This is a genomic window from Pseudomonas marginalis (assembly GCF_008692035.1).
Classification (GTDB): domain Bacteria; phylum Pseudomonadota; class Gammaproteobacteria; order Pseudomonadales; family Pseudomonadaceae; genus Aquipseudomonas; species Aquipseudomonas marginalis.
Genome location: NZ_VTFG01000001.1, coordinates 1,203,775 through 1,226,919, shown reverse-complemented (window position 1 = coordinate 1,226,919; position 23,145 = coordinate 1,203,775). Strand labels below are relative to the sequence as shown.

The 23,145-nt window shown below is 62.5% G+C and carries 21 protein-coding genes and 1 pseudogene; 11 read left to right on the top strand and 11 right to left on the bottom strand.

Features of this window, described 5'->3' with window-relative positions:
* Positions 1 to 25: 25 nt before the first annotated feature.
* The 4 genes from FX984_RS05275 to FX984_RS05260 all read right to left on the bottom strand — a co-directional run bounded on the left by FX984_RS05275 (position 26) and on the right by FX984_RS05260 (position 4,376).
* Entirely contained in the window at positions 26 to 781 is a 756-nt protein-coding gene (locus FX984_RS05275; RefSeq protein WP_027608640.1) for an SDR family oxidoreductase, read from the bottom strand.
* Between the two features lie 89 nt (positions 782 to 870).
* The gene (locus tag FX984_RS05270) at positions 871 to 1,878 is read right to left on the bottom strand and encodes a substrate-binding domain-containing protein (protein WP_074847011.1); all 1,008 of its coding nucleotides are present in this window, start codon (positions 1,876 to 1,878) and stop codon (positions 871 to 873) included.
* Positions 1,879 to 1,914: 36 nt separating this feature from the next.
* On the bottom strand, positions 1,915 to 2,892 hold the full coding sequence (locus FX984_RS05265) for an ABC transporter permease (protein WP_027608638.1): 978 nt from the start codon (positions 2,890 to 2,892) through the stop codon (positions 1,915 to 1,917).
* Complete coding sequence (locus FX984_RS05260) at positions 2,889 to 4,376, bottom strand: sugar ABC transporter ATP-binding protein (RefSeq protein ID WP_065941970.1); 1,488 nt, start codon at positions 4,374 to 4,376, stop codon at positions 2,889 to 2,891. The genes FX984_RS05265 and FX984_RS05260 overlap by 4 nt, the downstream gene beginning before the upstream one ends.
* A 283-nt stretch (positions 4,377 to 4,659) precedes the next feature.
* Between FX984_RS05260 and rpiB the strand changes: the two genes are divergently transcribed.
* The 3 genes from rpiB (at position 4,660) to FX984_RS05245 (ending at position 8,288) form a co-directional block, all read left to right on the top strand.
* The gene (gene rpiB / locus FX984_RS05255; protein ID WP_016969738.1) at positions 4,660 to 5,121 is read left to right on the top strand and encodes a ribose 5-phosphate isomerase B; all 462 of its coding nucleotides are present in this window, start codon (positions 4,660 to 4,662) and stop codon (positions 5,119 to 5,121) included.
* Between the two features lie 63 nt (positions 5,122 to 5,184).
* Positions 5,185 to 6,165: a sugar-binding transcriptional regulator gene (locus FX984_RS05250; protein ID WP_027608636.1), complete on the top strand. Its 981-nt coding sequence runs from the start codon at positions 5,185 to 5,187 to the stop codon at positions 6,163 to 6,165.
* 554 nt (positions 6,166 to 6,719) lie between these two features.
* Positions 6,720 to 8,288 carry a TerC family protein gene (locus tag FX984_RS05245; protein ID WP_146477997.1) on the top strand — a complete coding sequence of 523 codons (1,569 nt, stop codon included), beginning with the start codon at positions 6,720 to 6,722 and terminating at the stop codon, positions 8,286 to 8,288.
* Between the two features lie 19 nt (positions 8,289 to 8,307).
* Here the strand turns inward: FX984_RS05245 and FX984_RS32935 are convergent.
* Positions 8,308 to 8,598, bottom strand: a pseudogene (locus tag FX984_RS32935) (thioredoxin family protein); the annotation flags it as partial.
* A 75-nt stretch (positions 8,599 to 8,673) separates the two neighbouring features.
* Positions 8,674 to 8,922, bottom strand: a complete 249-nt coding sequence (locus FX984_RS05235; RefSeq protein WP_098479288.1) for a hypothetical protein — start codon at positions 8,920 to 8,922, stop codon at positions 8,674 to 8,676.
* A 332-nt stretch (positions 8,923 to 9,254) separates the two neighbouring features.
* On the opposite strand from FX984_RS05235, the gene FX984_RS05230 reads away from it, so the two are divergent.
* The 8 genes from FX984_RS05230 to FX984_RS05195 all read left to right on the top strand — a co-directional run bounded on the left by FX984_RS05230 (position 9,255) and on the right by FX984_RS05195 (position 15,751).
* Positions 9,255 to 10,103 (top strand): transporter substrate-binding protein, encoded by an 849-nt coding sequence (locus FX984_RS05230; RefSeq protein WP_027608633.1) that lies wholly within the window; start codon positions 9,255 to 9,257, stop codon positions 10,101 to 10,103.
* Between the two features lie 52 nt (positions 10,104 to 10,155).
* On the top strand, positions 10,156 to 10,818 hold the full coding sequence (locus tag FX984_RS05225) for an amino acid ABC transporter permease (protein WP_027608632.1): 663 nt from the start codon (positions 10,156 to 10,158) through the stop codon (positions 10,816 to 10,818).
* A gap of 11 nt (positions 10,819 to 10,829) precedes the next feature.
* The gene (locus tag FX984_RS05220; protein WP_146477998.1) at positions 10,830 to 11,492 is read left to right on the top strand and encodes an amino acid ABC transporter permease; all 663 of its coding nucleotides are present in this window, start codon (positions 10,830 to 10,832) and stop codon (positions 11,490 to 11,492) included.
* Entirely contained in the window at positions 11,489 to 12,271 is a 783-nt protein-coding gene (locus tag FX984_RS05215) for an amino acid ABC transporter ATP-binding protein (protein WP_027608630.1), read from the top strand. Before FX984_RS05220 ends, FX984_RS05215 begins: the two co-directional genes overlap by 4 nt.
* A gap of 16 nt (positions 12,272 to 12,287) precedes the next feature.
* Positions 12,288 to 12,677, top strand: coding sequence for a RidA family protein (locus FX984_RS05210; protein ID WP_012723821.1), 390 nt, complete (start codon positions 12,288 to 12,290; stop codon positions 12,675 to 12,677).
* A 169-nt stretch (positions 12,678 to 12,846) separates the two neighbouring features.
* On the top strand, positions 12,847 to 13,611 hold the full coding sequence (locus tag FX984_RS05205; protein ID WP_027608629.1) for an IclR family transcriptional regulator: 765 nt from the start codon (positions 12,847 to 12,849) through the stop codon (positions 13,609 to 13,611).
* A 9-nt stretch (positions 13,612 to 13,620) separates the two neighbouring features.
* The gene (locus tag FX984_RS05200) at positions 13,621 to 14,829 is read left to right on the top strand and encodes an amino acid deaminase (RefSeq protein WP_027608628.1); all 1,209 of its coding nucleotides are present in this window, start codon (positions 13,621 to 13,623) and stop codon (positions 14,827 to 14,829) included.
* A gap of 10 nt (positions 14,830 to 14,839) precedes the next feature.
* Positions 14,840 to 15,751, top strand: coding sequence for a sugar kinase (locus tag FX984_RS05195; protein WP_108572844.1), 912 nt, complete (start codon positions 14,840 to 14,842; stop codon positions 15,749 to 15,751).
* An 81-nt stretch (positions 15,752 to 15,832) separates the two neighbouring features.
* On the opposite strand, the gene FX984_RS05190 is transcribed toward FX984_RS05195, so the two are convergent.
* The 5 genes from FX984_RS05190 to FX984_RS05170 all read right to left on the bottom strand — a co-directional run bounded on the left by FX984_RS05190 (position 15,833) and on the right by FX984_RS05170 (position 22,974).
* Complete coding sequence (locus tag FX984_RS05190) at positions 15,833 to 16,108, bottom strand: peptidylprolyl isomerase (protein WP_010564624.1); 276 nt, start codon at positions 16,106 to 16,108, stop codon at positions 15,833 to 15,835.
* A gap of 31 nt (positions 16,109 to 16,139) precedes the next feature.
* Positions 16,140 to 18,647, bottom strand: coding sequence for a PAS domain-containing hybrid sensor histidine kinase/response regulator (locus FX984_RS05185; RefSeq protein WP_027608626.1), 2,508 nt, complete (start codon positions 18,645 to 18,647; stop codon positions 16,140 to 16,142).
* A 134-nt stretch (positions 18,648 to 18,781) separates the two neighbouring features.
* Positions 18,782 to 20,740, bottom strand: coding sequence for an acetoacetate--CoA ligase (locus tag FX984_RS05180; RefSeq protein WP_146477999.1), 1,959 nt, complete (start codon positions 20,738 to 20,740; stop codon positions 18,782 to 18,784).
* 61 nt (positions 20,741 to 20,801) lie between these two features.
* The gene (locus FX984_RS05175) at positions 20,802 to 21,575 is read right to left on the bottom strand and encodes a 3-hydroxybutyrate dehydrogenase (RefSeq protein WP_092356753.1); all 774 of its coding nucleotides are present in this window, start codon (positions 21,573 to 21,575) and stop codon (positions 20,802 to 20,804) included.
* 7 nt (positions 21,576 to 21,582) lie between these two features.
* The gene (locus tag FX984_RS05170) at positions 21,583 to 22,974 is read right to left on the bottom strand and encodes a GntP family permease (protein ID WP_027608623.1); all 1,392 of its coding nucleotides are present in this window, start codon (positions 22,972 to 22,974) and stop codon (positions 21,583 to 21,585) included.
* Positions 22,975 to 23,145: the final 171 nt, after the last annotated feature.

Sequence of the window (23,145 nt, the reverse complement as noted above, 5' to 3'; positions counted from 1 at the left end):
CAAAACCTCACGACAGATAAATGAATTACTGAATGCTGTAGCCGCCGTCGATCACCAGGTTGGCGCCGGTGATCATCTGCGCGGCATCGCTGAGCAGGTACAACGCCAGCCCGGCGATTTCCTCCGGCTGGGCAAAGCGGCCCGCCGGGATCTGCAATTTGGCCCGTTCGCCGACTTCACCGGCCCAGGCCTTCTTGCCCAGCGCGGTCTCGACGATGGTGGGGGAGATGGCGTTGACGTTGATGTGCGGCGCCCATTCCATGGCCAGCACCTTGGTCATGCCGACGATGGCCGCCTTGCTGGCGCAGTAGGCGACGTGGCGGTCGAGGCCGATCACCGCGGCCTGGGACGCGAGGTTGACGATGCGCCCGCTGCCCTGGGCGAGCATGTGCCGCGCGCAGGCCTGGGCCACGAAAAAGCTGGCCTTGAGGTTGATGTCGAGGGTGGTGTCCCAGGCGCTTTCGCTGACATCGACGGCCTTGTCCAGCAGGGCCACGCCGGCGCTGTTGATCAGGTAGTCCAGGCGTTGGAAGTGTGCGAAGACCTGGTCGATGGTGTGTTGCACCTGGTTGATCCGGCTGAGGTCGACGGCAATGCCCAGATGCCCGGCACCCAGGCTTGCTGCCACTTCAACCACCGCCGGGTCGCGGTCGAGCAACGCTACGCGGGCGCCACGCTCCACCAGCAGGCTGGCGCAGGCCAGGCCGATACCGGCGGCGCCGCCGGTGATCACCGCGCAACGGCCGTTGAGGTCGAAGGCTTGGTTCCAGAATCCAGACATTTACATGACTCCATTTTCGAAAACAGTGAAGATCTCATGTGGGAGGGGGCTTGCCCCCTCCCACACTTGCCTGTATTTCAAGCCAATAACTACTTACCGCCACTGACTTGTTTGTACAGTGCATCGGCGTTGGCGTTAGTCACGGGCACCCACGGCAGGATGTAGGTCTTGGCCGTGCCATCGCCCCATTTCAGGTCCTTGGCATAGCGCTCCCAGATCACCGACTGCGGTTTGTAGTCCTTGCCGGCCAGTGCGCGTAACGCCACGTCCAGTGCGCCCTGGGACTGGGCCTGGGCGTCCTGGAGGAAGGTGGTGACTTCGTCTTTCTTCGCCGCCTGGATCGCGTCCGGCATGCCGTCGATGGACGTGACGGGCACATCCTTGGAGGTCAGGCCGTGGGATTTGAGGGCCTGTACGGCGCCGAGGGCCATGTCGTCGTTCTGCGCGATCACGCCGTTGATGCCTTTGGGGTGGGCGTTCAACCAGTCTTCGGTCAGCGCCAGGGCCTGGGCGCGGTCCCAGTTGGCGGTCTTCTTCTCGATGATCTTGATGCCAGGGTGCTTGCCCAGCACTTCCAGCTCGCCTTTCTCGCGGTCGATCTGCGCCGACTGGCCAATCGGGCCCTGGATGATCACCACGTTGCCCTTGCCGTTGAGCTTGTCGACCATGGCCTGGGCCTGCAGGCGGCCGCCTTCCACATCATCGTTACCGACGTAGGGCACCGAGGCGTCGGCGACCTTGGTGTTGGAGGCGATAACCACCACGTCGTTGCTCATGGCTTGCTTGACCGTGCCGACGCCGGCCTTGGTGTCGATCGGCACGAACAGGATCGCGTCGTAGCGCTGGGTCACCATGTTTTCGATCTGGTTGTTCTGGGTCAGGGCGTCGTAGTTGCCGTCGAACACGGTCAACTGCACGGTGCCGTCCTTGACCGCCGGGTGCTCCTTGAGCTCGCGGACCCAGTTCTGCATGAACTGGCCCTTGAGGCCGTAGACGGCCGCGCCGACCTTGTAGGTCTTGCCATCGGCGGCCATTGCGATACTGCCGGCGAGCAGGGAGAGAGCCGCCGCGGCGGCCAGGGTGGTACCAAGTTTCATGGGGGGAACTCCGGTTATTGTTGTAGTGGTCGTTCTCTAGCGTTTTTTCTTGCGCCACACGTCGATCAGTACTGCAAACACGATGATCAGGCCCTTGGCGACCTGCTGGTAATAGGAGGACACGCCGAGCAGGTTCAGGCCGTTGTTGATCACGCCGATCAACAACGCGCCGAACAGCGTGCCGACAATGCTGCCGGTGCCGCCCGACAGGCTGGTGCCGCCGATCACCACGGCGGCAATCGCGTCCAGCTCATAGGACACCCCGGCCTGGGGCAGGGCGGAGGTGGTACGTGCCGACAACACCACGCCGGCCAACCCGGCGAGCAGGCCGGACACCACGTACACCGAAAACATCACCTTGCGCACGCCGATCCCGGAGGTGCGCGCGCTTTTTTCATTGCCGCCCACCGCGTACACGTAGCGGCCGTAGGTGGTGTAGCGCAGCACCATCCAGAAGATCAGCGCGACCACCGCGAAGATGATGATCGGCACGCCAATCGGGCCGATCTTGCCTATGCCCAGGGCCAGGTAGGCGTCGGGCAGGTCGGTGATCGGGCTGCCGTCGTTGAGGATGAAGGTCATGCCACGGGCAATGCTGAGCATGCCGAGGGTGGCCACGAACGGTGGGATCGACAGGTTGGCGACCATAAAGCCGTTGACCACGCCGAGCATCGCCCCGGCAAACATCCCCGCGCTCACCGCCGCCAGCAGCCCGTAGCCCTGGGTCGCGACCATGGCGCTGCACAATCCGGCAAAGGCCAGGATCGAGCCGACGGAGAGGTCGATGCCCTTGGTCAGGATCACGTAGGTCATGCCCACCGCGAGGATGCCGTTGATGGAGGTCTGGCGCAGGATGTCCATCCAGTTGCGCCAGGTCATGAAGTACTCGCTGGAAAACGCCATCACCACGCACAGCAGGATAAACACCAGTGGCAGGCCAAAGCGGTCGAGGGACAGGCGCAGGCGGTTGCGCGGTGCGGTGGTGATAGGGGCGGCAATGGTTTTGGCATTCATGAGGCAAGACTCAACAGGGCTTCCTGGGAAAGGGCGGTGTCGGTGCTGATGGTCACCAGGCGGCCGCCCTTGAAGACGGCGATGCGGTCACTCAGGTGCAACAGTTCCGGGGCTTCCGACGACACCACGATGGCGGCGCCACCGGCGCGCACGAATTGATCCAGCAGGTGGTAGATCTCCTGCTTGGCGCCCTCATCGATACCCCGGGTCGGCTCATCGCACAGCAGGCACACCGGTTCGGTCGACAGGCATTTGGCAAGCACCACTTTCTGTTGGTTGCCGCCGCTCATGGACGCCACCGGCAGTTCCAGTGAGGTGGTTTTGATCTGCAGGCGCTTGACCATGTCCTGGGCCAGTTGGGTTTCCTTGCGTGCGTTGATCAGCGACCAGCTCGACAGGCGCTTGTAGGCCGACAGCGCAATGTTGGAAAGAATGCTGCCGGTCAGCACCAGGCCGCTGTCCTTGCGGTCTTCGGTGACCAGCGACATGCCGGCATTGATGGTCGCCTTGGGCAGGCCGACGGGCATGGGCTTGCCTTGCAGGGTGACGCTGCCGGAGTCCGCCACGGTCAGGCCATAGATGCAGTTGAGGAATTCACTGCGCCCCGAGCCCATCAGGCCGTAGATGCCGAGGATTTCACCCTGGCGCAGTTGCAGGCTGATGTCGTGGAACTCGCCGGCGCGGCTGAGGTTGTCGACTTGCAGGCAGGTGTCGGCGGCGCATTCGCGGCCGACCTTGTGGTCGATGCGGGTCAGTTCCTGGCCAACGATGCCGCGCACCAGGTGGTCGCGGTCGATATCGGCCATGCGTCCGCTTTCCACAAAGGCGCCGTCGCGGAAGATGCTGTAGTCATCAGCGATCTGCGCCAGTTCGCTCAAGCGGTGCGATACATAGACGATGCCGGCGCCCCGCGCGGTGAGGCGGCGAATCGCCTTGAACAGGGTTTCGGCTTCGCGCTCGCCAATGGCCGACGTTGGCTCGTCCATGATCATCACCTGGCAGTCATGGCTGAACGCCTTGGCGATTTCCACCAGCTGGATCTGCGCCACGCTCAGTCGGTGCATGGGGCTGCTGGCGTCCACCTCGAATTCCAGGCTTTCCAGCAGCTCGCGGGTGCGGCGGTTCAAGGCCTTGTTGTCGACGATGCAGCCGGCGCGGCGCGGTTCGCGGCCCAGCCAGATGTTTTCGGCGACGGTCATGTAGGGGATCGGTTCCAGTTCCTGGGTGATCATCGCGATCCCCGCCGCGAGGGCTTCGCTGGGGCGATTGAACTGTACGGCGGTGCCGTTGAGCAGAATGCTGCCGGCATCGCGCGGGGTGATGCCCATCAGGATGCTCAGGAAAGTCGACTTGCCTGCGCCATTGCCGCCGCACAGGGCGTGGACGCTGCCGGCCCGCAGAGAGAGGCGCCCGTCACGCAGGGCAGGGATCCCGGCGTAAGCCTTGGCGACGTGTTCAGCCTGGAGCAGTAATGGCGTGGCCATCGGCGTGTCCTCGTGCTGTGAATTCTTATTAGGTCGCACAGTCATGTTTCGCTGTGATCATATGTGTATCAAATGAAATTCTGATCAGTCAATCTCTTTCATGTAAATGCTGCGATTCTGATCTTTTTCGCCAATTACCCTTTTTTAGAGCGCTTTGACTGACAGGTCAGTTAAATCCCGCTTGACAGAAGAGGGGTAACGCCTGCGAAATGAATGAGAGAAATTTCATTGAGTGATCAATTGATCAGTCGTAAGCACCCTCACGGCAGCGGAGCCAGACATCATGAACACACCTTTCCCGGTGGCTATCGGATGCGATGAAGCGGGTTTTGAGCTCAAGGAGCTGTTAAAGCGCCATATCGAGGCGCTGGGCTATCCGGTGACCGACTTCGGCACCCATTCCACCGCGCCGGTGTTGTACCCGGACATCGCCCTGGCCGTGGCCACCGCCATCAACGCCGGGCAGCAGCGCCTGGGCGTGCTGGTGTGCGGCACGGGGATCGGCATGGCGATCTCGGCCAACAAGGTGCTCGGGATTCGTGCGGCCCAGGCCCATGACACGTACTCGGCAGAGCGGGCGCGCAAGAGCAACGATGCGCAGATCCTCTCTATCGGCGCGCGGGTGATCGGCGCCGAACTGGCGAAAAGCATCGTCAAGTCGTTCCTGGAGTCGGAGTTCGAGGCGGCCCGTTCCGGGGCCAAGGTCGAGCGCATCAATGCGATCGAGCGCGATGGGCATCAATAGTGGACGTAGCAGGGCAAGAGTCGGGAGAATGCGCCTTTGACGCCGAAACGGAAGCCCGTCCCCATGAGTGACAGTACCCAGCGCATGGCCAGCGATATTGATCAGATGACCGAAGTGGCGATGCTCTATTACCTCGAGAACGTCACTCAGGAAGCCATCGCCAAGCGCTTCGACCTGTCCCGGGCAAAAGTCAGCCGATTGCTCAAGCGCGCGCGGGATGAGGGCATTGTCGAGGTGCGCGTCTTGCAGCATCCGGCGATGAACAACGAGCTGGAACAGGCCTTGGTGGCGCGCTTCAAGCTGGATCGCGCGTTGATCGCGGTGGACCACAGCGACCCCGATACCCAACGCTCGGCCGTCGCCAGCCTGGTGGCCAACTACCTGAACAAGACCTTGAGCGACGGCATGATCGTCGCCGTGGGCATGGGCCGCAACGTCGGCGCCGTGGCCGATAACGTGTTCCTGCCGGTGACGCGCAACTGCACATTTGTCTGCGCCATAGGCGGTTCGCTCAAGGCCGGCGAATACATGAACCCCGATCACATCTGCCGGCGCCTGGCCCTGCGCTTTGGCGGCGAGAGTGAAAGCCTGTACGCCCCGGCCCTGGTGGCCAACCCGGAGTTGCGCGGGGTGTTGATCAACAATGACACGGTGCGCTCCACCCTCGACCGTGCGCGGCGGGCTGACATGGCGCTGATCGGCATCGGCGACATGAGCGAGAACAGCAATATGGTCCGTATGGGCTGGTTCTCGCCCCAGGAAATCGCCCAGGCACGCTTGTCCGGCACCGTGGGCGACATGATGGGCTATGACTTCATCGACATCCACGGCCAGCCGGCAGTCAACGCGATCCAGGGGCGAGTGATCGGGTTGACGGTGCAGGAGTTGTTCCGCATCCCGGACGTGGTGGCGATTGCCAGTGAGAACACCAAGGCGGCGGCAACATTGGGGGCGTTGCGGTCGGGGGTGATCAATACCCTGGCGACGACGGTGACGAATGCCCACACCATCCTGGCGCTGGACGATGCAACCCGTAAAACCTGACACGCCCTCATCGGGGCATGGGTATCTACACAACGTTGGCTCAACGCCGGACGCCCGGCAGACAGGGCTGTTGTGGTGAGCGGGCTTGTCGAATCGTCGCACCGCCCGCGCTGGGCTGCGAAGCAGCCCCAGTAAAGAAGAACGCGGTGTATCAGGCACTCTGTAGAGGCTGGTTTTGGGGCTGCTTCGCAGCCCAGCGCGGGGCAAGCCCGCTCACCACAGAGATTTGGCAATATCTTAAAAGTTGTGTAGATACTCATGCTCATCGGGGGCAAGCCCCTTCCCACATGATTTTGTGTGGGGCTCGAAGACAGGTTTTGTAATAGTTTTGCGTTGCAGGAAATTTGTATTTCGCCTGTAGGATTCAAGTCCTTTTGTTATTTCAGGACCTGCATGAACATCCTCTCGGAGCCTCCCAGTCGTCTTTCCCCAAGACATCCGCCGCCGCTGTTCCCGCTGAAACACCCCGTATCCCGACTGCCAGCCGTGTCCCGGTCCACCGACCGCGCCTTGTCGTGCCCGGCATTCTGAAACCTGTAGAGAGACTGATATAAATGGAATGGTTAGCGGATCCAACGGCCTGGCTCGGCCTGTTGACCTTGATTGTGCTGGAACTGGTGCTGGGCATCGACAACCTGGTGTTTATTGCGATCCTGGCGGACAAACTGCCGCCGGAGCAGCGCGACCGTGCGCGCTTGATCGGTTTGTCCCTGGCGTTGCTGATGCGCCTGGGCCTGCTGGCGAGTATTTCCTGGTTGGTGACCCTGACCCAGCCGCTGTTCGAGGTGTTCGACAAGAGCTTCTCCGGTCGTGACCTGATCATGCTGTTCGGCGGTGTGTTCCTGTTGTTCAAGGCCACCATGGAATTGCATGAACGCCTGGAAGGCCATGTGGCCCAGCGCACCGGCAACGTGGCATACGCCATGTTCTGGCCGATTGTGGCGCAGATCGTGGTGCTCGACGCGGTGTTCTCCCTGGATGCGGTGATCACGGCCGTGGGCATGGTGGATGAGTTGGCGGTGATGATGATCGCGGTGATCATTTCCATCGGCCTGATGATCGTCGCGAGCAAGCCGCTCACACGCTTCGTCAACGCCCACCCGACGGTGATCATGCTGTGCCTGGGCTTCCTGATGATGATCGGTTTCGCCCTGACCGCCGAAGGCCTGGGTTTCCATATTCCCAAGGGCTACCTGTACGCGGCGATTGGTTTCTCGATCCTGATCGAGGTGTTCAACCAGATTGCCCGCGCGCGTCGCAAGAAGTCGGCCCAAGGCGTGTTGCCGGTGCGTGAGCGCACGGCCCATGCGGTGATGCGCTTGCTCGGCGGTCGCAGCCTGGCGGTGGAGGAGGTGGGGGAAGAGGTGGCTGACCTGCTGGGCGAGACGGATGCCGCCCAGGGGCCGCTGTTCGACCGACGCGAGCGGGTAATGATCAGCGGTGTGCTGCAGCTGGCCGAGCGGCCGATTCGCAGCTTGATGACGCCGCGAGCCAACGTCGACTTTATCGACCTGGCGGACGACCCCGACACGATTCGACTGAAGCTGATGCATTCGTCCTATTCGCGCCTGCCGTTGATCAGCAATGGCGCGGTGGATGAGCCGCTGGGCTTTGTGCACAAGAAGGAGTTGCTCAAGGAATACCTGGCCGGCAACGAGCCGAACCTGGAGCACCTCGCACGCCGGGCGATCAACCTGCTGGAGAGCTTTTCGATCCTCAACGCCCTGGAACAGATGCGCCAGGAATCCACCCATATCGCCTTCGTGATCAACGAATTCGGTGACTTCATGGGCGTATTGAGCATGACCGACATTCTTGAATCCATTGCCGGTGAGTTGCCGGATGCCAGTGAGATCGAAGGGCCGGATATTGTCGAGGAGGGCGCGGGCTTCCGTGCCAATGGCGCCCTGAATCTCACCCAGATTCGTCAGCGTACCGGCTTCAAGGCCGTCGCGACCGAGGATTACCAGACCCTGGCCGGCCTGGTGATGAGCCTGCTCGACCGCCTGCCGGTGGTGGGTGATAGCCTGGAGCATGAGGGCTGGCGCCTGACGGTGGCGGCGGTAGAGGAGCGGCGGGTGACGCAGGTGTTATTGCAGCCTTGCGGCGTGCATAACGCTTGAAGGTGTCCTCCACAAACTGCGCTTGCTGCTCCTCGGGTCCGAAACCCTTGAATGTTTCCATCAAGGTGCCGTTCTGGAAGATCAGCAGCGTCGGGGTGCCTGTAACCTGCGGGTGCCTCGGCGTTTTCGCGCAATCGAGCACCAGGCTCACTACTGATCGGTACTGGGCGGCAATCTGCTCAAACAGCGGCCCGGCTACCCCGCAGGCCGGGCAGTGAGCTGAGATGAACAGCATGAATACCGGGCGCGAACTGCTCAGCACGCGCCGGTAGTCGTCGGTAGTGGCAATGGTCGCAGTGGCAATCCCCATGATGATCTCCCTTTGGGCCTTGCAGGGTTTTTGCCAACGCTAAGCCCGGGGACCGTTACCGTCTACTGTCAACCTTCACAGGTCTGCCTCACGCTCCACGCGTTCCCGGGCCTTGCGCGCCTGGTTTGCGCACTTGCGGTATTCCTCATTGTCCCGGGAGGCCTTGGCCCGGCGGTAGTCGTGGTGGTTCTGGCTGGTGTAGTTGGTGTCGAAGGCTTCCTTGAGCCTGCGCAGTTCTTCCTTGCAGTCGCGGCGGTCGTTGCTGGCCGACGCGTTGCCGGCTGCCAGCAAGGTGAGCACCACCAGGGTAAGACATAACTTCATCAGGGCAGGGTCCTTGTCGGCAGGGATGTGCCAAGGCTAGTCCAGCGTGGGGATTTTTCCACGCTGCACGCGCACTGCAACGGTGCGCGGTAACGCTGTTGCAGTGCGTCCGCCGGGACCTGTCACCGCCATATGGGGCCCTGGGTAGCAAAGAGATTGCAGATGCTGGCGTAGCGCCTTGTCTCCCCAAAATATTTATCTATCTGATTTAACAAGCCTTTATTGCAGGCATGTTTTTCTTTGAGGGCGTGTGGCACACTTTCTGCTGTCTATTCCGTTGTTACATACTAAGTTCCGGTATAGCGGAATACACAACTCCTGGAGTGCTTGTCATGCATCACCGACCTTCCGTGTTCAAAGCGTGTGTTTTTCTCTTCGCCGCATCGGCTTCCCTCGCAGGCATCGTGCAGGCGGCGGACAGCAAGCTCGATGATGTGCTCAAGCGTGGGCACCTGATCGTGGGTACAGGCAGTACCAATGCGCCGTGGCACTTCCAGGGAGCGGATGGCAAGTTGCAGGGGTTTGATATCGACATCGGCCGCATTGTGGCCAAGGGCTTGTTCAACGACCCGAGCAAGGTCGAGTTTGTGGTGCAGTCGTCCGACGCACGCATTCCCAACCTGCTGACCGACAAGGTCGACATGAGCTGCCAGTTCATCACCGTCACCGCCAGCCGTGCCCAGCAAGTGGCGTTCACGCTGCCGTACTACCGCGAAGGCGTGGGCCTGCTGCTGCCGAACAACAGCAAGTACAAGGAAATCGAAGACCTGCAGGCAGCGGGCGATGGCGTCACCGTGGCGGTGCTGCAGAACGTGTATGCCGAAGAGCTGGTGCACCAGGCGCTGCCCAAGGCCAAGGTCGACCAGTACGACAGCGTCGACCTGATGTACCAGGCGGTGAACTCCGGTCGCGCCGATGCCGCCGCCACCGACCAGTCCTCGGTCAAGTACCTGATGGTGCAGAACCCCGGCCGCTACCGCAGCCCGGCCTACGCCTGGAGCCCGCAAACCTACGCGTGCGCGGTCAAGCGTGGCGACCAGGACTGGCTGAACTTCGTCAACACCGCGCTGCATGAGGCCATGACCGGTGTGGAATTCCCCACCTACAAGGCGTCGTTCAAGCAGTGGTTCGGTGTGGACCTGCCGGAACCTGCCATCGGCTTTCCCGTCGAGTTCAAGTGATTCGTGAAAACCGGGGCGCCGCCAACGGCGCCCCCATCAGGTACTGCTGACCATGAACTATCAGTTGAACTTTGCCGCCGTGTGGCGCGATTTCGACACCTTGCTGGCGGGGCTCGGCCTGGGCCTGCAACTGGCATTGCTGTCGATCGCCATCGGTTGCGTGATCGGCCTGTTGATGGCGTTTGCCATGCTGTCCAGACACCGTGCGTTGCGAATCCTGGCCTCGGTGTATGTGACGGTGATCCGCAATACGCCGATCCTGGTGCTGATCCTGTTGATCTACTTTGCGTTGCCCAGCCTGGGTATCCGCCTGGACAAGATCCCGTCGTTCATCATCACCCTGTCGCTGTACGCCGGTGCCTACCTGACCGAAGTGTTCCGCGCCGGGCTGTTGAATATTCCCAAGGGCTTGCGCGAAGCCGGACTGGCCATCGGCCTCGGCGAATGGCGGATCCGTGCGTATATCACCGTACCGGTGATGCTGCGCAACGTACTGCCCGCGCTGTCGAACAACTTTATCTCGCTGTTCAAGGACACCTCGCTGGCCGCCGCCATCGCAGTGCCCGAGCTGACCTATTACGCCCGCAAGATCAACGTCGAAAGCTACCGGGTGATTGAAACCTGGCTGGTCACGACCGCGCTCTACGTGGCGGCCTGTTACCTCATTGCCATGCTGCTCCGTTACCTGGAGCAGCGTCTGGCGATCCGTCGTTAAGGAGGGTGTCCATGTACGAGTCCCCCAGCTGGCTGCATGAGTTGTGGATCGCCCGGGATACGCTCTGGGCGGGGTTTCAGGCCAGTGTCGCGGTGTCGGTGCTGGCGATTATCTTTGGCACGCTGATCGGTATCGTCGCCGGGTTGATCCTGACCTACGGCAAATTCTGGATGCGCGCACCGTTTCGCCTGTATGTCGACCTGATCCGTGGCACGCCGGTGTTTGTGCTGGTGTTGGCGTGTTTCTACATGCTGCCGGCGCTTGGCTGGAAAATCACCGCGTTCCAGGCCGGCGCCGTCGGGCTCACGCTGTTCTGCGGCTCCCACGTCTCGGAAATCGTGCGCGGTGCACTGCAAGCCATTCCCCGTGGGCAACTGGAAGCGGGCAAGGCGATTGGCCTGACGTTCCAGCAGTCCCTGGCCTACGTGCTGCTGCCCCAGGCGCTGCGGCAGATCCTGCCGACCTGGGTCAATTCCTCGACGGAAATCGTCAAGGCCTCGACCTTGCTCTTGGTGATCGGCGTGGCCGAATTGCTGCTGAGTACCCAACAAGTGATCGCGCGTACCTTCATGACCCTGGAGTTCTACCTGTTCGCCGGGTTTCTGTTCTTTGTCATCAACTACGCCATCGAGTTATTCGGGCGCTACATTGAAAAGCGGGTGGCCTTGCCATGAACCAACCTCAAACAACCGAGCCGCTGCTGGACATCCGCGGCCTGCGTAAACAATACGGCGAGGTCGAAGTGCTCAAGGGCGTCGACCTGTCCATGGCGCGCGGCAACGTGGTGACGTTGATCGGCTCCAGCGGCTCGGGCAAGACCACCTTGCTGCGTTGCGTCAACCTGCTGGAAGAATTCCAGGGCGGGCAGATCACCCTGGATGGCGAGTCCATCGGCTACAGCGACATCGGCGGCAAGCGCGTGCGTCACCCCGAACGCGTGATCGCCCAGCACCGGGCGATGACCGGCATGGCGTTCCAGCAGTTCAACCTGTTTCCCCATCTGAGCGCATTGCAGAACGTCACCCTCGGCCTGTTGAAAGTTAAGAAAATGCCTAAGGACGAGGCGGTGGCACTCGCGGAAAAATGGTTGGACCGTGTAGGACTTTTGCAGCGCCGCGATCACTTCCCCGGCCAGCTGTCCGGCGGCCAGCAACAGCGTGTGGCGATAGCCCGTGCCATTGCCATGAACCCGAGCCTGATGCTCTTCGACGAAGTCACGTCGGCCCTCGACCCGGAACTGGTGGGCGAGGTGCTCAGTGTGATCAAGGGCCTGGCGGAAGAGGGCATGACCATGTTGCTGGTCACCCACGAAATGCGCTTTGCCTATGAAGTCTCGGACAAGATCGTCTTCATGAACCAGGGCCGGATTGAAGAGCAGGGCTCGTCGAAGGACATCTTCGAGCGGCCGCAATCGCCGCGCCTGGCGGAATTTCTCAAGAACATTCGTTTTTAATCAGGAGCATCGTTTTATGAGCATCACTCGTTACGGAGCCGGCAGTACGGCCGGCGGTGGCCAGCCGCGTCCCTTCGCCCGCGCGGTGGAAGCGGACGGTTGGCTGTACGTCTCGGGCCAAGTGCCTGCGGTGGACGGCGAAATCATCACCGGCGGGATCATCGAGCAAACCCGGCAGACCCTGCGCAACGTGGTGGCGATCCTCGAAGAAGCCGGCTACGAGTTGAAAGACGTGGTGCGGGTCGGCGTGTGGCTGGAAGACCCGCGGGACTTCTGGAGTTTCAACAAGGTCTTCGGCGAATACTTCACCCCGGAACACGCGCCGGCGCGCGCCTGTGTGCAGGCCAACATGATGGTGGACTGCAAGGTCGAGATTGATTGCGTGGCCTACAAGAAAAAGGGCTAAATTGCCCTCACCCTTAAGCCCACTGCAAATCCAATGTGGGAGGGGGCTTGCCCCCGATGGCGGTGAGTCAGTCACAAATGCATGTGCTGACACTCCCTCATCGGGGGCAAGCCCCCTCCCACAGGAGAATTGTGTCGTACCCAACAACTTCGACCGGACCGATATCGCCATGACCGAAGACACCATCAAACGCCGCGCCAAAGGCCTGGACCGTGCATTCGATATCCTCGATTTTCTCAAGGAAATCGGCCAGCCCCTGCGCCCGAATGATATTGCCAGTGGCATCGGCAGCCCCAAATCCACGGTCTACGAATTGGTCGCCTCCTTGTTGGAGCGGCGCATCCTCGAAACCGTGGGCAAGGACGGTCACGTCTACCTCGGCCGTCAGTTGTATTTCCTCGGCCAGGCCCACTTGCGTCATTTCGACCTGACCCGCGAGGCCGACCACGCCTTGCAGGAGATCGTCAGCCAAACCCACGAAACCGCGCAGATGTGCCTGCTCAACGGGCGCAAATACACGGTGGCGCTGATGCGCGAAGGCGAGCGGCATTTCCGCATTTCCTCGGACATCGGTGAAGACGCGCCGATCCCATGGACCGCCTCCGGGCGCCTGTTGCTGGGGCACTTGAGCGACCAGCAGATCATCGAACTGATCGACCACGACGACTTTATCCTGCCGGACGGCCAGCGCCTGCCGCTGGAGACCTTCCTCGCGCAAATCCGCCAGGCCACCCTCGATGGGTTCTTTTCCTTCGACAGTGTGGCCGACACCTTTACCCACTGCTTTGCCGCCCCGGTCCGGGACGCGCAGGGCGTCAGCATTGCGACGCTGTGCATCGTCGCCCCTCGGGCCGATGCGAGCAAAAACTACAACGACTATCGCCGGGTGTTGATCGACAGCGCCAACAACCTGGCCCGTCGCATCAACGAATAGGAGTTTTCCATGTCAGCCATCAATGCCGTTGAAAAGGGCGCCGCCGCCGTCGGTGCCCACCTGGTCCGTGACGTCAGCCTGCCCGCCCTGGTGCTGCACCGCGACGCCCTGGAACACAACATTCGCTGGATGCAGGATTTCGTCAGCAACAGCGGCGCGGAACTGGCGCCCCACGGCAAGACCAGCATGATGCCGGCATTGTTCCAGCGCCAGCTTGCCGCGGGCGCCTGGGGCATTACCCTGGCCAACGCGGTGCAGACCCGCGCCGCCTATGCCGGTGGCGTGCGCCGGGTGCTGATGGCCAACCAGTTGGTGGGCGCACCGAACATGGCGTTGATCGCCGACCTGCTGGCCGACAAGGATTTTGACTTCCACTGCATGGTCGACCACCCGGACAACGTCGCCGACCTGGGCCTGTTCTTCGCCGCCCGTGGCCTGCGCCTGAACGTGATGATCGAATACGGCGTGGTCGGCGGCCGTTGCGGTTGCCGCAGCGAGCAGGAAGTGCGCGACCTGGCCAAGGCGATCAAGGCCCAGCCGGCCCTGGCCCTCACCGGTATCGAAGGCTACGAAGGGGTGATCCACGGCGAGCACGCCATCAATGGCATCCGCGACTTCGCCGCGAGCCTGGTGCGCCTGGCCGTGGACCTGCAAAACAATGGGGCCTTCGACCTGCCCAAGCCCATTATCACGGCGTCTGGGTCGGCCTGGTACGACCTGATCGCCGAGTCCTTCGAAACCCAAAACGCCGCCGGCCGTTTCCTCAGCGTATTGCGCCCCGGCAGCTACGTGGCCCACGACCATGGCATCTACAAAGAGGCGCAATGCTGCGTGCTCGACCGTCGCGGCGACCTCCAGGAAGGCCTGCGCCCGGCCCTGGAAGTCTGGGCCCATGTGCAATCGTTGCCTGAGCCGGGCTTTGCGGTGATCGCCCTGGGCAAGCGCGACGTGGCCTACGACGCCGGTTTACCGGTGCCGCTTAAACGCTATCGCGCCGGGATCCTGCCGGCGGAAGGCGATGATGTGAGCGCCTGCACCGTCACCGCCGTGATGGACCAGCACGCCTTCATGACCGTTGCGGCAGGTGTCGAGCTGCGCATCGGCGACATCATTTCCTTCGGCACCTCGCACCCTTGCCTGACCTTCGACAAGTGGCAGGTCGGCTGCCTGGTGGATGAGCAGTTGCGGGTGATCGAGTCCCTGGAAACCCGTTTCTGAGTGTAAAGCCATGACCACCACCCACCCCCGCATCGCCCTGATCGGCGAATGCATGATCGAATTGCAACACCGCGCCGACGGCAGCCTGCAACAGAGCTTCGGCGGCGACACCCTGAACGCGGCGGTGTACCTGCGCCGTGAGCTGGGGGATATCGGCACGGTGGACTATGTCACCGCCTTGGGCGATGACAGCTTCAGCGACGCCATGTGTGCGCACTGGGCCGAAGAAGGCTTGGGCCTGGAGCGGGTCCAGCGCCTGCCCGGGCGTTTGCCCGGCTTGTACTGCATCCAGACCGATGCCAACGGCGAGCGCAAATTCCTCTACTGGCGCAACGAAGCGGCCGTGCGCGACTGCTTTACCACGCCGGCGGCTGCGCCGATCCTGGCGGCATTGCCGGACTACAACGTGGTGTATTTCAGCGGCATTACCCTGGCGGTGCTGGGTGAAGTCGGGCGCCAGCGCCTGCTCGAAGTGCTGATCGAAACCCGCCGACGTGGCGGCGCAGTGGTGTTTGACAACAACTACCGGCCACGGCTCTGGGCCACGGTGGACGTTGCCCGCGAGGCTTATCGCAGCGTACTGGCCGAGGTGGATATCGCCTTGCTGACCGAGGATGACGAACGCGCGTTGTTTGGTTATGCCGACAGCGAACAGGTATTCGCGGCGTACCCGGCGATTGCGGAAGTGGTGCTCAAGCGCGGTGCGGATGCGTGTTTGATCCGTTGCGACGGTGAGCGCCTTGCCGTGCCGGCGCTGAAGGTGGAGAAGGTGGTGGACACTACGGCGGCGGGGGATTCGTTCAGTGCGGCGTACCTGGCCAGTCGGCTCAAGGGCGGTTCGCCCCAGGAGGCTGCTTTGGCCGGGCATCGATTGGCGAGCCGGGTTATCCAGGTGCCGGGGGCGCTGATCCCCAGGGAGTAGATGAATGGCCGCCTGCGGCGGATCGGGAGCAAACCCCTGTGGGAGGGGGCTTGCCCCCGATAGCGGTCTTAAGCCAAAGCCTCAATCCCGGTAAAACACCTGCACCAGGTGATACCCGAACTTGCTCTTGATCGGCCCGTGCACCACCTTCACCGGTTTCTTGAAGATCACCGCATCGATCACCCCGACCATCTGCCCCGGCCGCACTTCACCCAAGTCGCCGCCGCGCTTGCCGGACGGGCACGTGGAGTACTTCTTGGCCAGCACATCAAAGGCTTCGCCCTTGGCAATGCGCTGCTTGAGCTGTTCGGCTTCTTCGCTGGTTTTCACCAGGATATGGCGGGCTTGGGCTTTCATCGGTCTCTACCAGGTGTGCGACGGCGCGCGATTATGCCTGAACTGAATCATCGACGCTGATCATGCTGCGGATTTTGGTCGCCAGCAGGTCGATGGAAAACGGCTTGGCGACCATGTCCATGCCGTCCTCCAGGAAGCCCTGGCGTTCGGCGGCTTTCTCCGCGTAGCCGGTCATGAACAGCACCTTGAGCCCCGGCCGATGCTGGCGGGCGATCTCCGCCAGTTGGCGGCCGTTCATGCCGGGCAGGCCGACGTCTGTCACCAGCAGGTCCACGCGCAAGTCCGACTCCAGCAACGGCAGCGCCGCACGGGCATCCGCCGCCTGGTGCGCGGTATAACCCAGCTCGTCGAGCACATTGACCACCAGCATGCGCACCGCCGGGTCATCCTCGACCACCACCACCGCTTCGCCGGCAAGGGCCAGCGGGACTTCGCCCGGATGGGCGGGCTGGCTGCTTTCCAGGGAGGTGCCGTGCAGGCGCGGCAGATACAGGCGCACGCAGGTGCCCTGGCCCGGTTCGCTCTGGATGGTCACGTGGCCACCGGACTGCTGGGCAAACCCATAGATCATCGACAGCCCCAGGCCGGTGCCCTGGCCGATGGGCTTGGTGGTGAAGAACGGGTCGAACGCCTTGGCGAGAATCTTCGGTGCCATGCCGCTGCCGTTGTCACACACGCCGAGCATCACGTAGTCGCCGGCCCTGACTGGTTCGAGGGTGGTGATATCGGTGCCGTCCAGGTAGCTGTTGGCGGTTTCGATCAGCAGTTCGCCGCCATCGGGCATGGCGTCGCGTGCGTTGATTACCAGGTTGAGCAGGGCGTTTTCCAGTTGGCTGGCGTCGGTGTTGACCGGCCAGATGTCGCGGCCCAGTTGCACCTTGAGCGTGATATGCGCGCCCTTGGTGCGCTGGAACAGCTCCTCCAGGGACGCTACCAACTGGTTCGGATCCAGCGGGCGAAGGTCCAGCGACTGGCGCCGTGAAAACGCCAGCAGACGGTGGGTGAGGGCGGCCGCGCGATGGGCCGAGGACACGGCGGCGTCGGTAAAGCGGCCGATCTCGTCGCTGCGCCCGGCGGCGATGTAGCGCTGCATCAGGTCCAGGCTGCCGATGATGCCGGTGAGCATATTATTGAAGTCGTGGGCGATACCGCCGGTGAGCTGGCCCACCGCTTCCATCTTCTGCGCATGGCGCAGGGCATCTTCGGCGCGCTCGCGCTCGAACATCTCGTTTTGCAGGCGTTCGTTGGCTTCGGCCAGCGCCTGGGTGCGCTGGGCCACGCGCTCCTCGAGGTTCTCGTTGAGGTGGCGCAGGGCTTCTTCGGTGAGTTTGCGTTCGGTTTCATCGATGACAAAGATGTAGAAACCGTTCACCGAGCCGTCATTGCTGAAGCGTGGCAGGTATTTCATCAACGCATGGCGCGGGCGGCCATCGCGATGGGGGGTGACGGTCATGAAACTGCAGGCCTTGCCCCTGAGCGCAGCGGCGATCTTGTCCTCGCGCCCGGCGTACACATCGTCGCCGAGCACTTCGCGGATGGTCTTGCCGTACAGCTCCTGGGGCGTCAGGCCGTACCAGTCGAGGTAGGCACTGTTGTTCAGGCGAAAACGCTGCTCGTGGTCGACGTAGCCGATCAGCACCGGCATGGCGTTGATGATCAACTGCAGTTCGGTCTGGCTCTGGCGCAGGGCCTGCTCGGTATTTTTGCGCTCGGTGAGGTCCAGTGCCGCGCCGAGGAAGCGCGCGGGGCGGCCTTGATGATCCTTGTAGCAACGCCCCCGGGCGAACACCCAGCGCACCTGGCCGTCGGCCTGTTGCAGGCGATATTCCTCGGCGTATTCAGTGCCGTAGGTGATGCAATGCTTGATGCTGCGCGCCACCATGCCGCGGTCTTCGGGATGTACGCCTTGCAGGTAGTCGCTGATCGGCAACCGGCTGGCGTCGCTTGGATCAACCCCGTGCAGGTAGGCGAAGTGCGCGTCGGCGATAAAGCGGTCTTCGCCAATGTCCCAGTCCCAGGTGCCCACCGCATCGGTGGCGGCCAGGGCCAGTTGCAGGCGTTGTTCGGTGTTGTGCTGGGCCTTGCGCCGTTCGTTGGTTTCGATGGCCGTGACCAGGATGCCGGCCACATTGGCGCTTTCATCGCGGATCGGGCTGTAGGTCAGGTCCAGCCAGATTTCGGTGTCGCGATTGTTGCGTTGCAGGACAAAACGCTGCTCGCTGAAGGTGCGCACCTGGCCGGTCAGCACGGCGTCGTAGATCGGCGCAGTGAAGCTTTCGAGTTCCGGCCAGGTCTGGTGCGCCGGCTGGCCCATGGCGTCCGGGTGTTTATTGCCCGCCAGCAGGGCGAAGCCGTCGTTGTAGAGTTGGGTGAGTTCGCTGCCCCACAGCAGGAGCATCGGCATCGGAGAGTGGATGACGATGTCCACGGCTGTGCGCAGGCTTTGCGGCCAATCATTGGCCTCACCGAGGGGGCTGTGCGCCCAGTCCAGCCGCGCAATCAATGCAGCGGCTTCGCTGCCGGTGGTTGTTCCCTTCATAAAAAGCCCTGAGCGTAACGCTTTGAAAAATGACAACACCCATTATCCCGTGGGACACCGATGGGTGACTACCCTCGAAAAATAGCATGCATTGAGGGTTTGTCTTCAAATGAGTGCGGCAGGGCTGAAACCTTTCATCTTTCCGCCAGTTCGGGGCGGTCGCGAAATTGCTCCAGGGCCTGCGGGTTGGCCAGTGCGTCGGTATTCTTCACCGGCTCGCCGTGCACCACGTTGCGCACCGCCAGTTCGACGATCTTGCCGCTGATGGTGCGGGGGATATCGCTGACGGCGAGGATCTTCGCCGGCACATGGCGCGGCGTGGTGTTGGCGCGGATCACCTGGCGGATCTGCTGCGCCAGGGCCTCATCCAGTTCGATGCCGTCATCCAGGCGCACAAACAGCACCACCCGCACATCGTCCTGCCAGCGTTGGCCGATGGCCAGGCTTTCCAGCACCTGCGGGACTTTTTCCACCTGGCGATAAATCTCCGCGGTGCCGATGCGCACGCCGCCGGGGTTGAGCACTGCGTCGGAGCGGCCGTGAATCAGCAGGCTGCCGTTGGGGCGTTGCTCGGCGTAGTCGCCCTGGGCCCACACGCCGGGAAACTGGCTGAAATACGAGGCGCGCAGCTTCTTCTGGTGCGGGTCGTTCCACAAGCCGATGGGCATCGCCGGGAAGTGCCGGGTGCACACCAGCTCGCCTTTTTCCCCGACCAACGGTTGGCCCTGGTCGTCCCACACCTCGATGGCCATGGCCAGGCTCTTGCACTGCATTTCTCCGCGCCGCACCGGCAACACCGGATTGCCGATCACAAAGCAGGAGACGATATCGGTGCCGCCGGACATCGAGGACAGGCACAACTCGGCCTTGATCTCGCGGTACACGTAGTCGTAGCTCTGGGGCGACAAGGGCGAGCCGGTCGAAATCAGGCCCTTGAGGCTGCCCAGGTCGTGGCTCAGGCGCGGTTGCAGCCCGGCCTTTTCCAGGGTGGCGAGGAACTTGGGGCTGGTGCCGAACACGCTGATCTTTTCCGCGTCGATCAGGTCGATCAAGCGTTCCGGGCCGGGGTGAAACGGCGAGCCGTCATACAGCACCGCCGTGGCCCCGATCGCCAGCACCGAGACCAGCCAGTTCCACATCATCCAGCCGCAGGTGGTGTAGTAGAACAGGCAATCCTCGCGGGAGATATCCGCGTGCAGGCCGTGTTCCTTGAGGTGGGTGAGCAGCACGCCGCCGGTGCCATGGATGATGCATTTGGGCACGCCGGTGGTGCCGCTGGAGTAGAGGATGTACAGCGGATGGTCGAACGGCACTGCGACGAACACAGGCTCGCCGCCGGGTTGGTAGAAGTCGTTCCACAGGGCGACGCGGGCCTGGGTCTGATAGTCCTCGACGCAGGCCTGGGGCCGTGCATACGGGACGATGATCAATTGTTCCAGGGACGGCAGGCGTTCGAGGATTTCATTGAGCTTGGCGCTCTGATCGATGGTTTTGCCGGCATAACGGTAGCCGGCGCAGGTGATCAGCACCTTGGGCTCGATCTGGCCGAAGCGGTCGATGACGCCTTGGGTGCCGAAGTCTGGCGAGGAGCATGACCAGATCGCGCCGAGGCTGGTGGTGGCCAGCATGCCGACCAGGGTTTGCCAGGTGTTGGGCATGCAGGCGGCGACCCGGTCACCGCGGCCGACACCGGCCGCCCGCAGGCTGTCCTGCAGGCCGGCGACGTGGGCGGCCAGTTCGGCGTAGGTCAGTTGTTCACGCTGGCCGTCTTCGCTGATCGCGACCACCGCCGGGTGATCGTCGCGGCGGCGCAACAGGTGTTCGGCAAAATTCAGGGTCGCGCCGGGAAACCACTGGGCGCTGGGCATCTCGACGTCTTCGATCAGCACTGCGCTGGGCGGGCTGCGAAACTGCACCTCGAAGAATGCCACGATCGCCTGCCAGAAATCCGGGCGCCGGTCGATGCTCCACTGGTGCAGGGCCGGGTAGTCGCTGAGCTGCACGCCGTGGCGATCATTGATAAAGCGTCGGAACTGGTCCATCCGCGTGGTGCGGATGCGTTCGGGGGAAGGTTGCCAGAGGATTTCGGACATCAGCACGGTCTCTTGTTCTTATGCAGGTTTTCCAAACTATAGAGTTCTAATGTGTCTGGCCTTATTGGGCCAGCCAGCCGCCATCAATGTTCCACGCCGCCCCCCGCACCTGGGCTCCGGCCTCGCTGCACAAGAACAGCACCAGCTCACCCAGCTGCGACGGCGTCACAAACTCCAGGGACGGCTGTTTCTCCGCCAGCAGATCATGTTGCGCCTGCTGCGGATCGACGCCATTGGCCACGCGATCATCAATCTGCTTCTGCACCAGCGGCGTCAGCACCCAGCCGGGGCAGATCGCGTTGCAGGTCACGTTGCTGGTGGCGGTCTCCAGGCCCACCACCTTGGTCAAGCCGATCACGCCGTGCTTGGCTGCCACATACGCGGCCTTGCCCACCGAGCCGACCTGGCCGTGCACCGAGGCGATGTTGACGATACGCCCCCAGCCCTTGGCCTTCATGCCCGGCAGGCTCAAGCGCGTGCTGTGGAACACCGAGGACAGGTTGATCGCGATGATCGCGTCCCAGCGTTCCACCGGGAAGTCCTCCACCGCCGCCACGTGCTGGATGCCGGCGTTGTTGACCAGGATGTCGACACCGCCGAACTCACGCTCGGCGTAGGCCAGCATGTCGGCAATCTGCGCCGGGTCGCTGACGTCCGCCGGGTGGTGGCCGACCTTGCCGCCAAACGCCTGCACCTGGGCGACCACCGCGCTGGCGTCGCCGAAGCCGTTGAGGATCAGGTTGGCACCGGCCTTGGCCAGGCTCAGGGCGATACCCAGGCCGATGCCGCTGGTGGAACCGGTGACCAGGGCGGTCTTGCCGTTCAATCTTGTCATGAAAACCTCACACAATGCCGGTGGCGTAGAAAGTACCGATCACCACGAACACCGCGAGGGTCTTGATGATCGTGATGCCGAAAATGTCCTTGTAGGCTTCGCGGTGGGTCAGGCCGGTCACCGCCAGCAGGGTGATCACCGCGCCGTTGTGGGGCAGGGTGTCCATGCCGCCGCTGGCCATGGCCGCGACCCGGTGCAGCACTTCAAGGGGAATATTGGCCGCATGGGCCGCCGCAATAAAGCTCTCGGACATGGCCGCCAGGGCGATGCTCATGCCACCGGACGCGGATCCGGTGATACCGGCCAGCAGGGTCACGGTAATCGCTTCGTTGACCAGCGGGTTGGGGATGCCCTTGAGCCAGTCCGCCAGCACCAGGAAGCCCGGCAGCGAAGCGATCACCGCGCCGAAACCATATTCGGAAGCGGTGTTCATCGCCGCCAGCAATGCGCCGCTGACCGCGCTCTTGCTGCCGTCGGCGAGCTTACTTTTGATCGCCGACCAGCCGAATACCAGCACCATGATGATGCCCACCAGCAACGCCGCCTGCACCGCCCAGATCGCCGTGAGCTTGGCGATTTCGGTGGTCACCGGTGCGCTCATGCCCGGCAGGCTGAGGCTGTGGGTCTTGCCATACCATTGTGGGATCCAATGGGTGAACAGCAGGTTCATCACGCCCACCAGGATCAGCGGCGACAGTGCGATCCACGGGTTGGGCAGCGTGAGGTTCTCGGCGGTTTCCGGCTCGTTGCGCAGCTCGGTGCCGTAGCCTTCACCGGCGCGCTGGGCCTTGTTGCGCTGGCGCGCCAGGTAGAGCATGCCGGCGCAGAACACGAAAATCGTGCCGATCAGCCCCAGCCACGGCGCTGCCCAGGCGGTGGTGTTGAAGAAGGTGCTGGGGATGATGTTCTGGATCTGCGGCGTGCCGGGCAGGGCGTCCATGGTGAACGAAAACGCACCGAGGGCGATGGTCGCCGGGATCAGGCGCTTGGGGATATTGCTTTGGCGAAACATCTCCGCCGCAAACGGGTACACCGCAAACACCACCACAAACAGCGACACACCGCCGTAGGTGAGCAGGGCGCAGACCAGCACGATCACCAGCATCGCCTGGCGCGTGCCGAGCAAACGGATCGCCGCCGCCACGATAGAGCGCGAGAAACCCGACAGCTCGATCAGCTTGCCGAACACCGCACCGAGCAGGAATACCGGGAAATACAGTTTGATAAAGCCGACCATTTTCTCCATGAACACCCCGGTAAAGGCAGGGGCGACGGCGGACGGGTCGGTGAGCAGCACGGCGCCGAGGGCGGCGATGGGGGCAAACAGGATAACGCTATAGCCACGGTAGGCAGCCAGCATCAGCAACGCGAGCGCTGCCAGGGCAATGATCACACTCATGGTGTGTCTCCATCGGATTGTTATTGTTGTGGGTGAAGCAGTGGGGAGGGTTATAGCGAGATGTGTGCCATATTTTCAAGTTATTGAAATATATGGATATTTTTTAGTTTCTTTCGAGTATTTCGGGGTGCTGTCTCAATTTTGAGACAAATGAAGATCAAATGTGGGAGG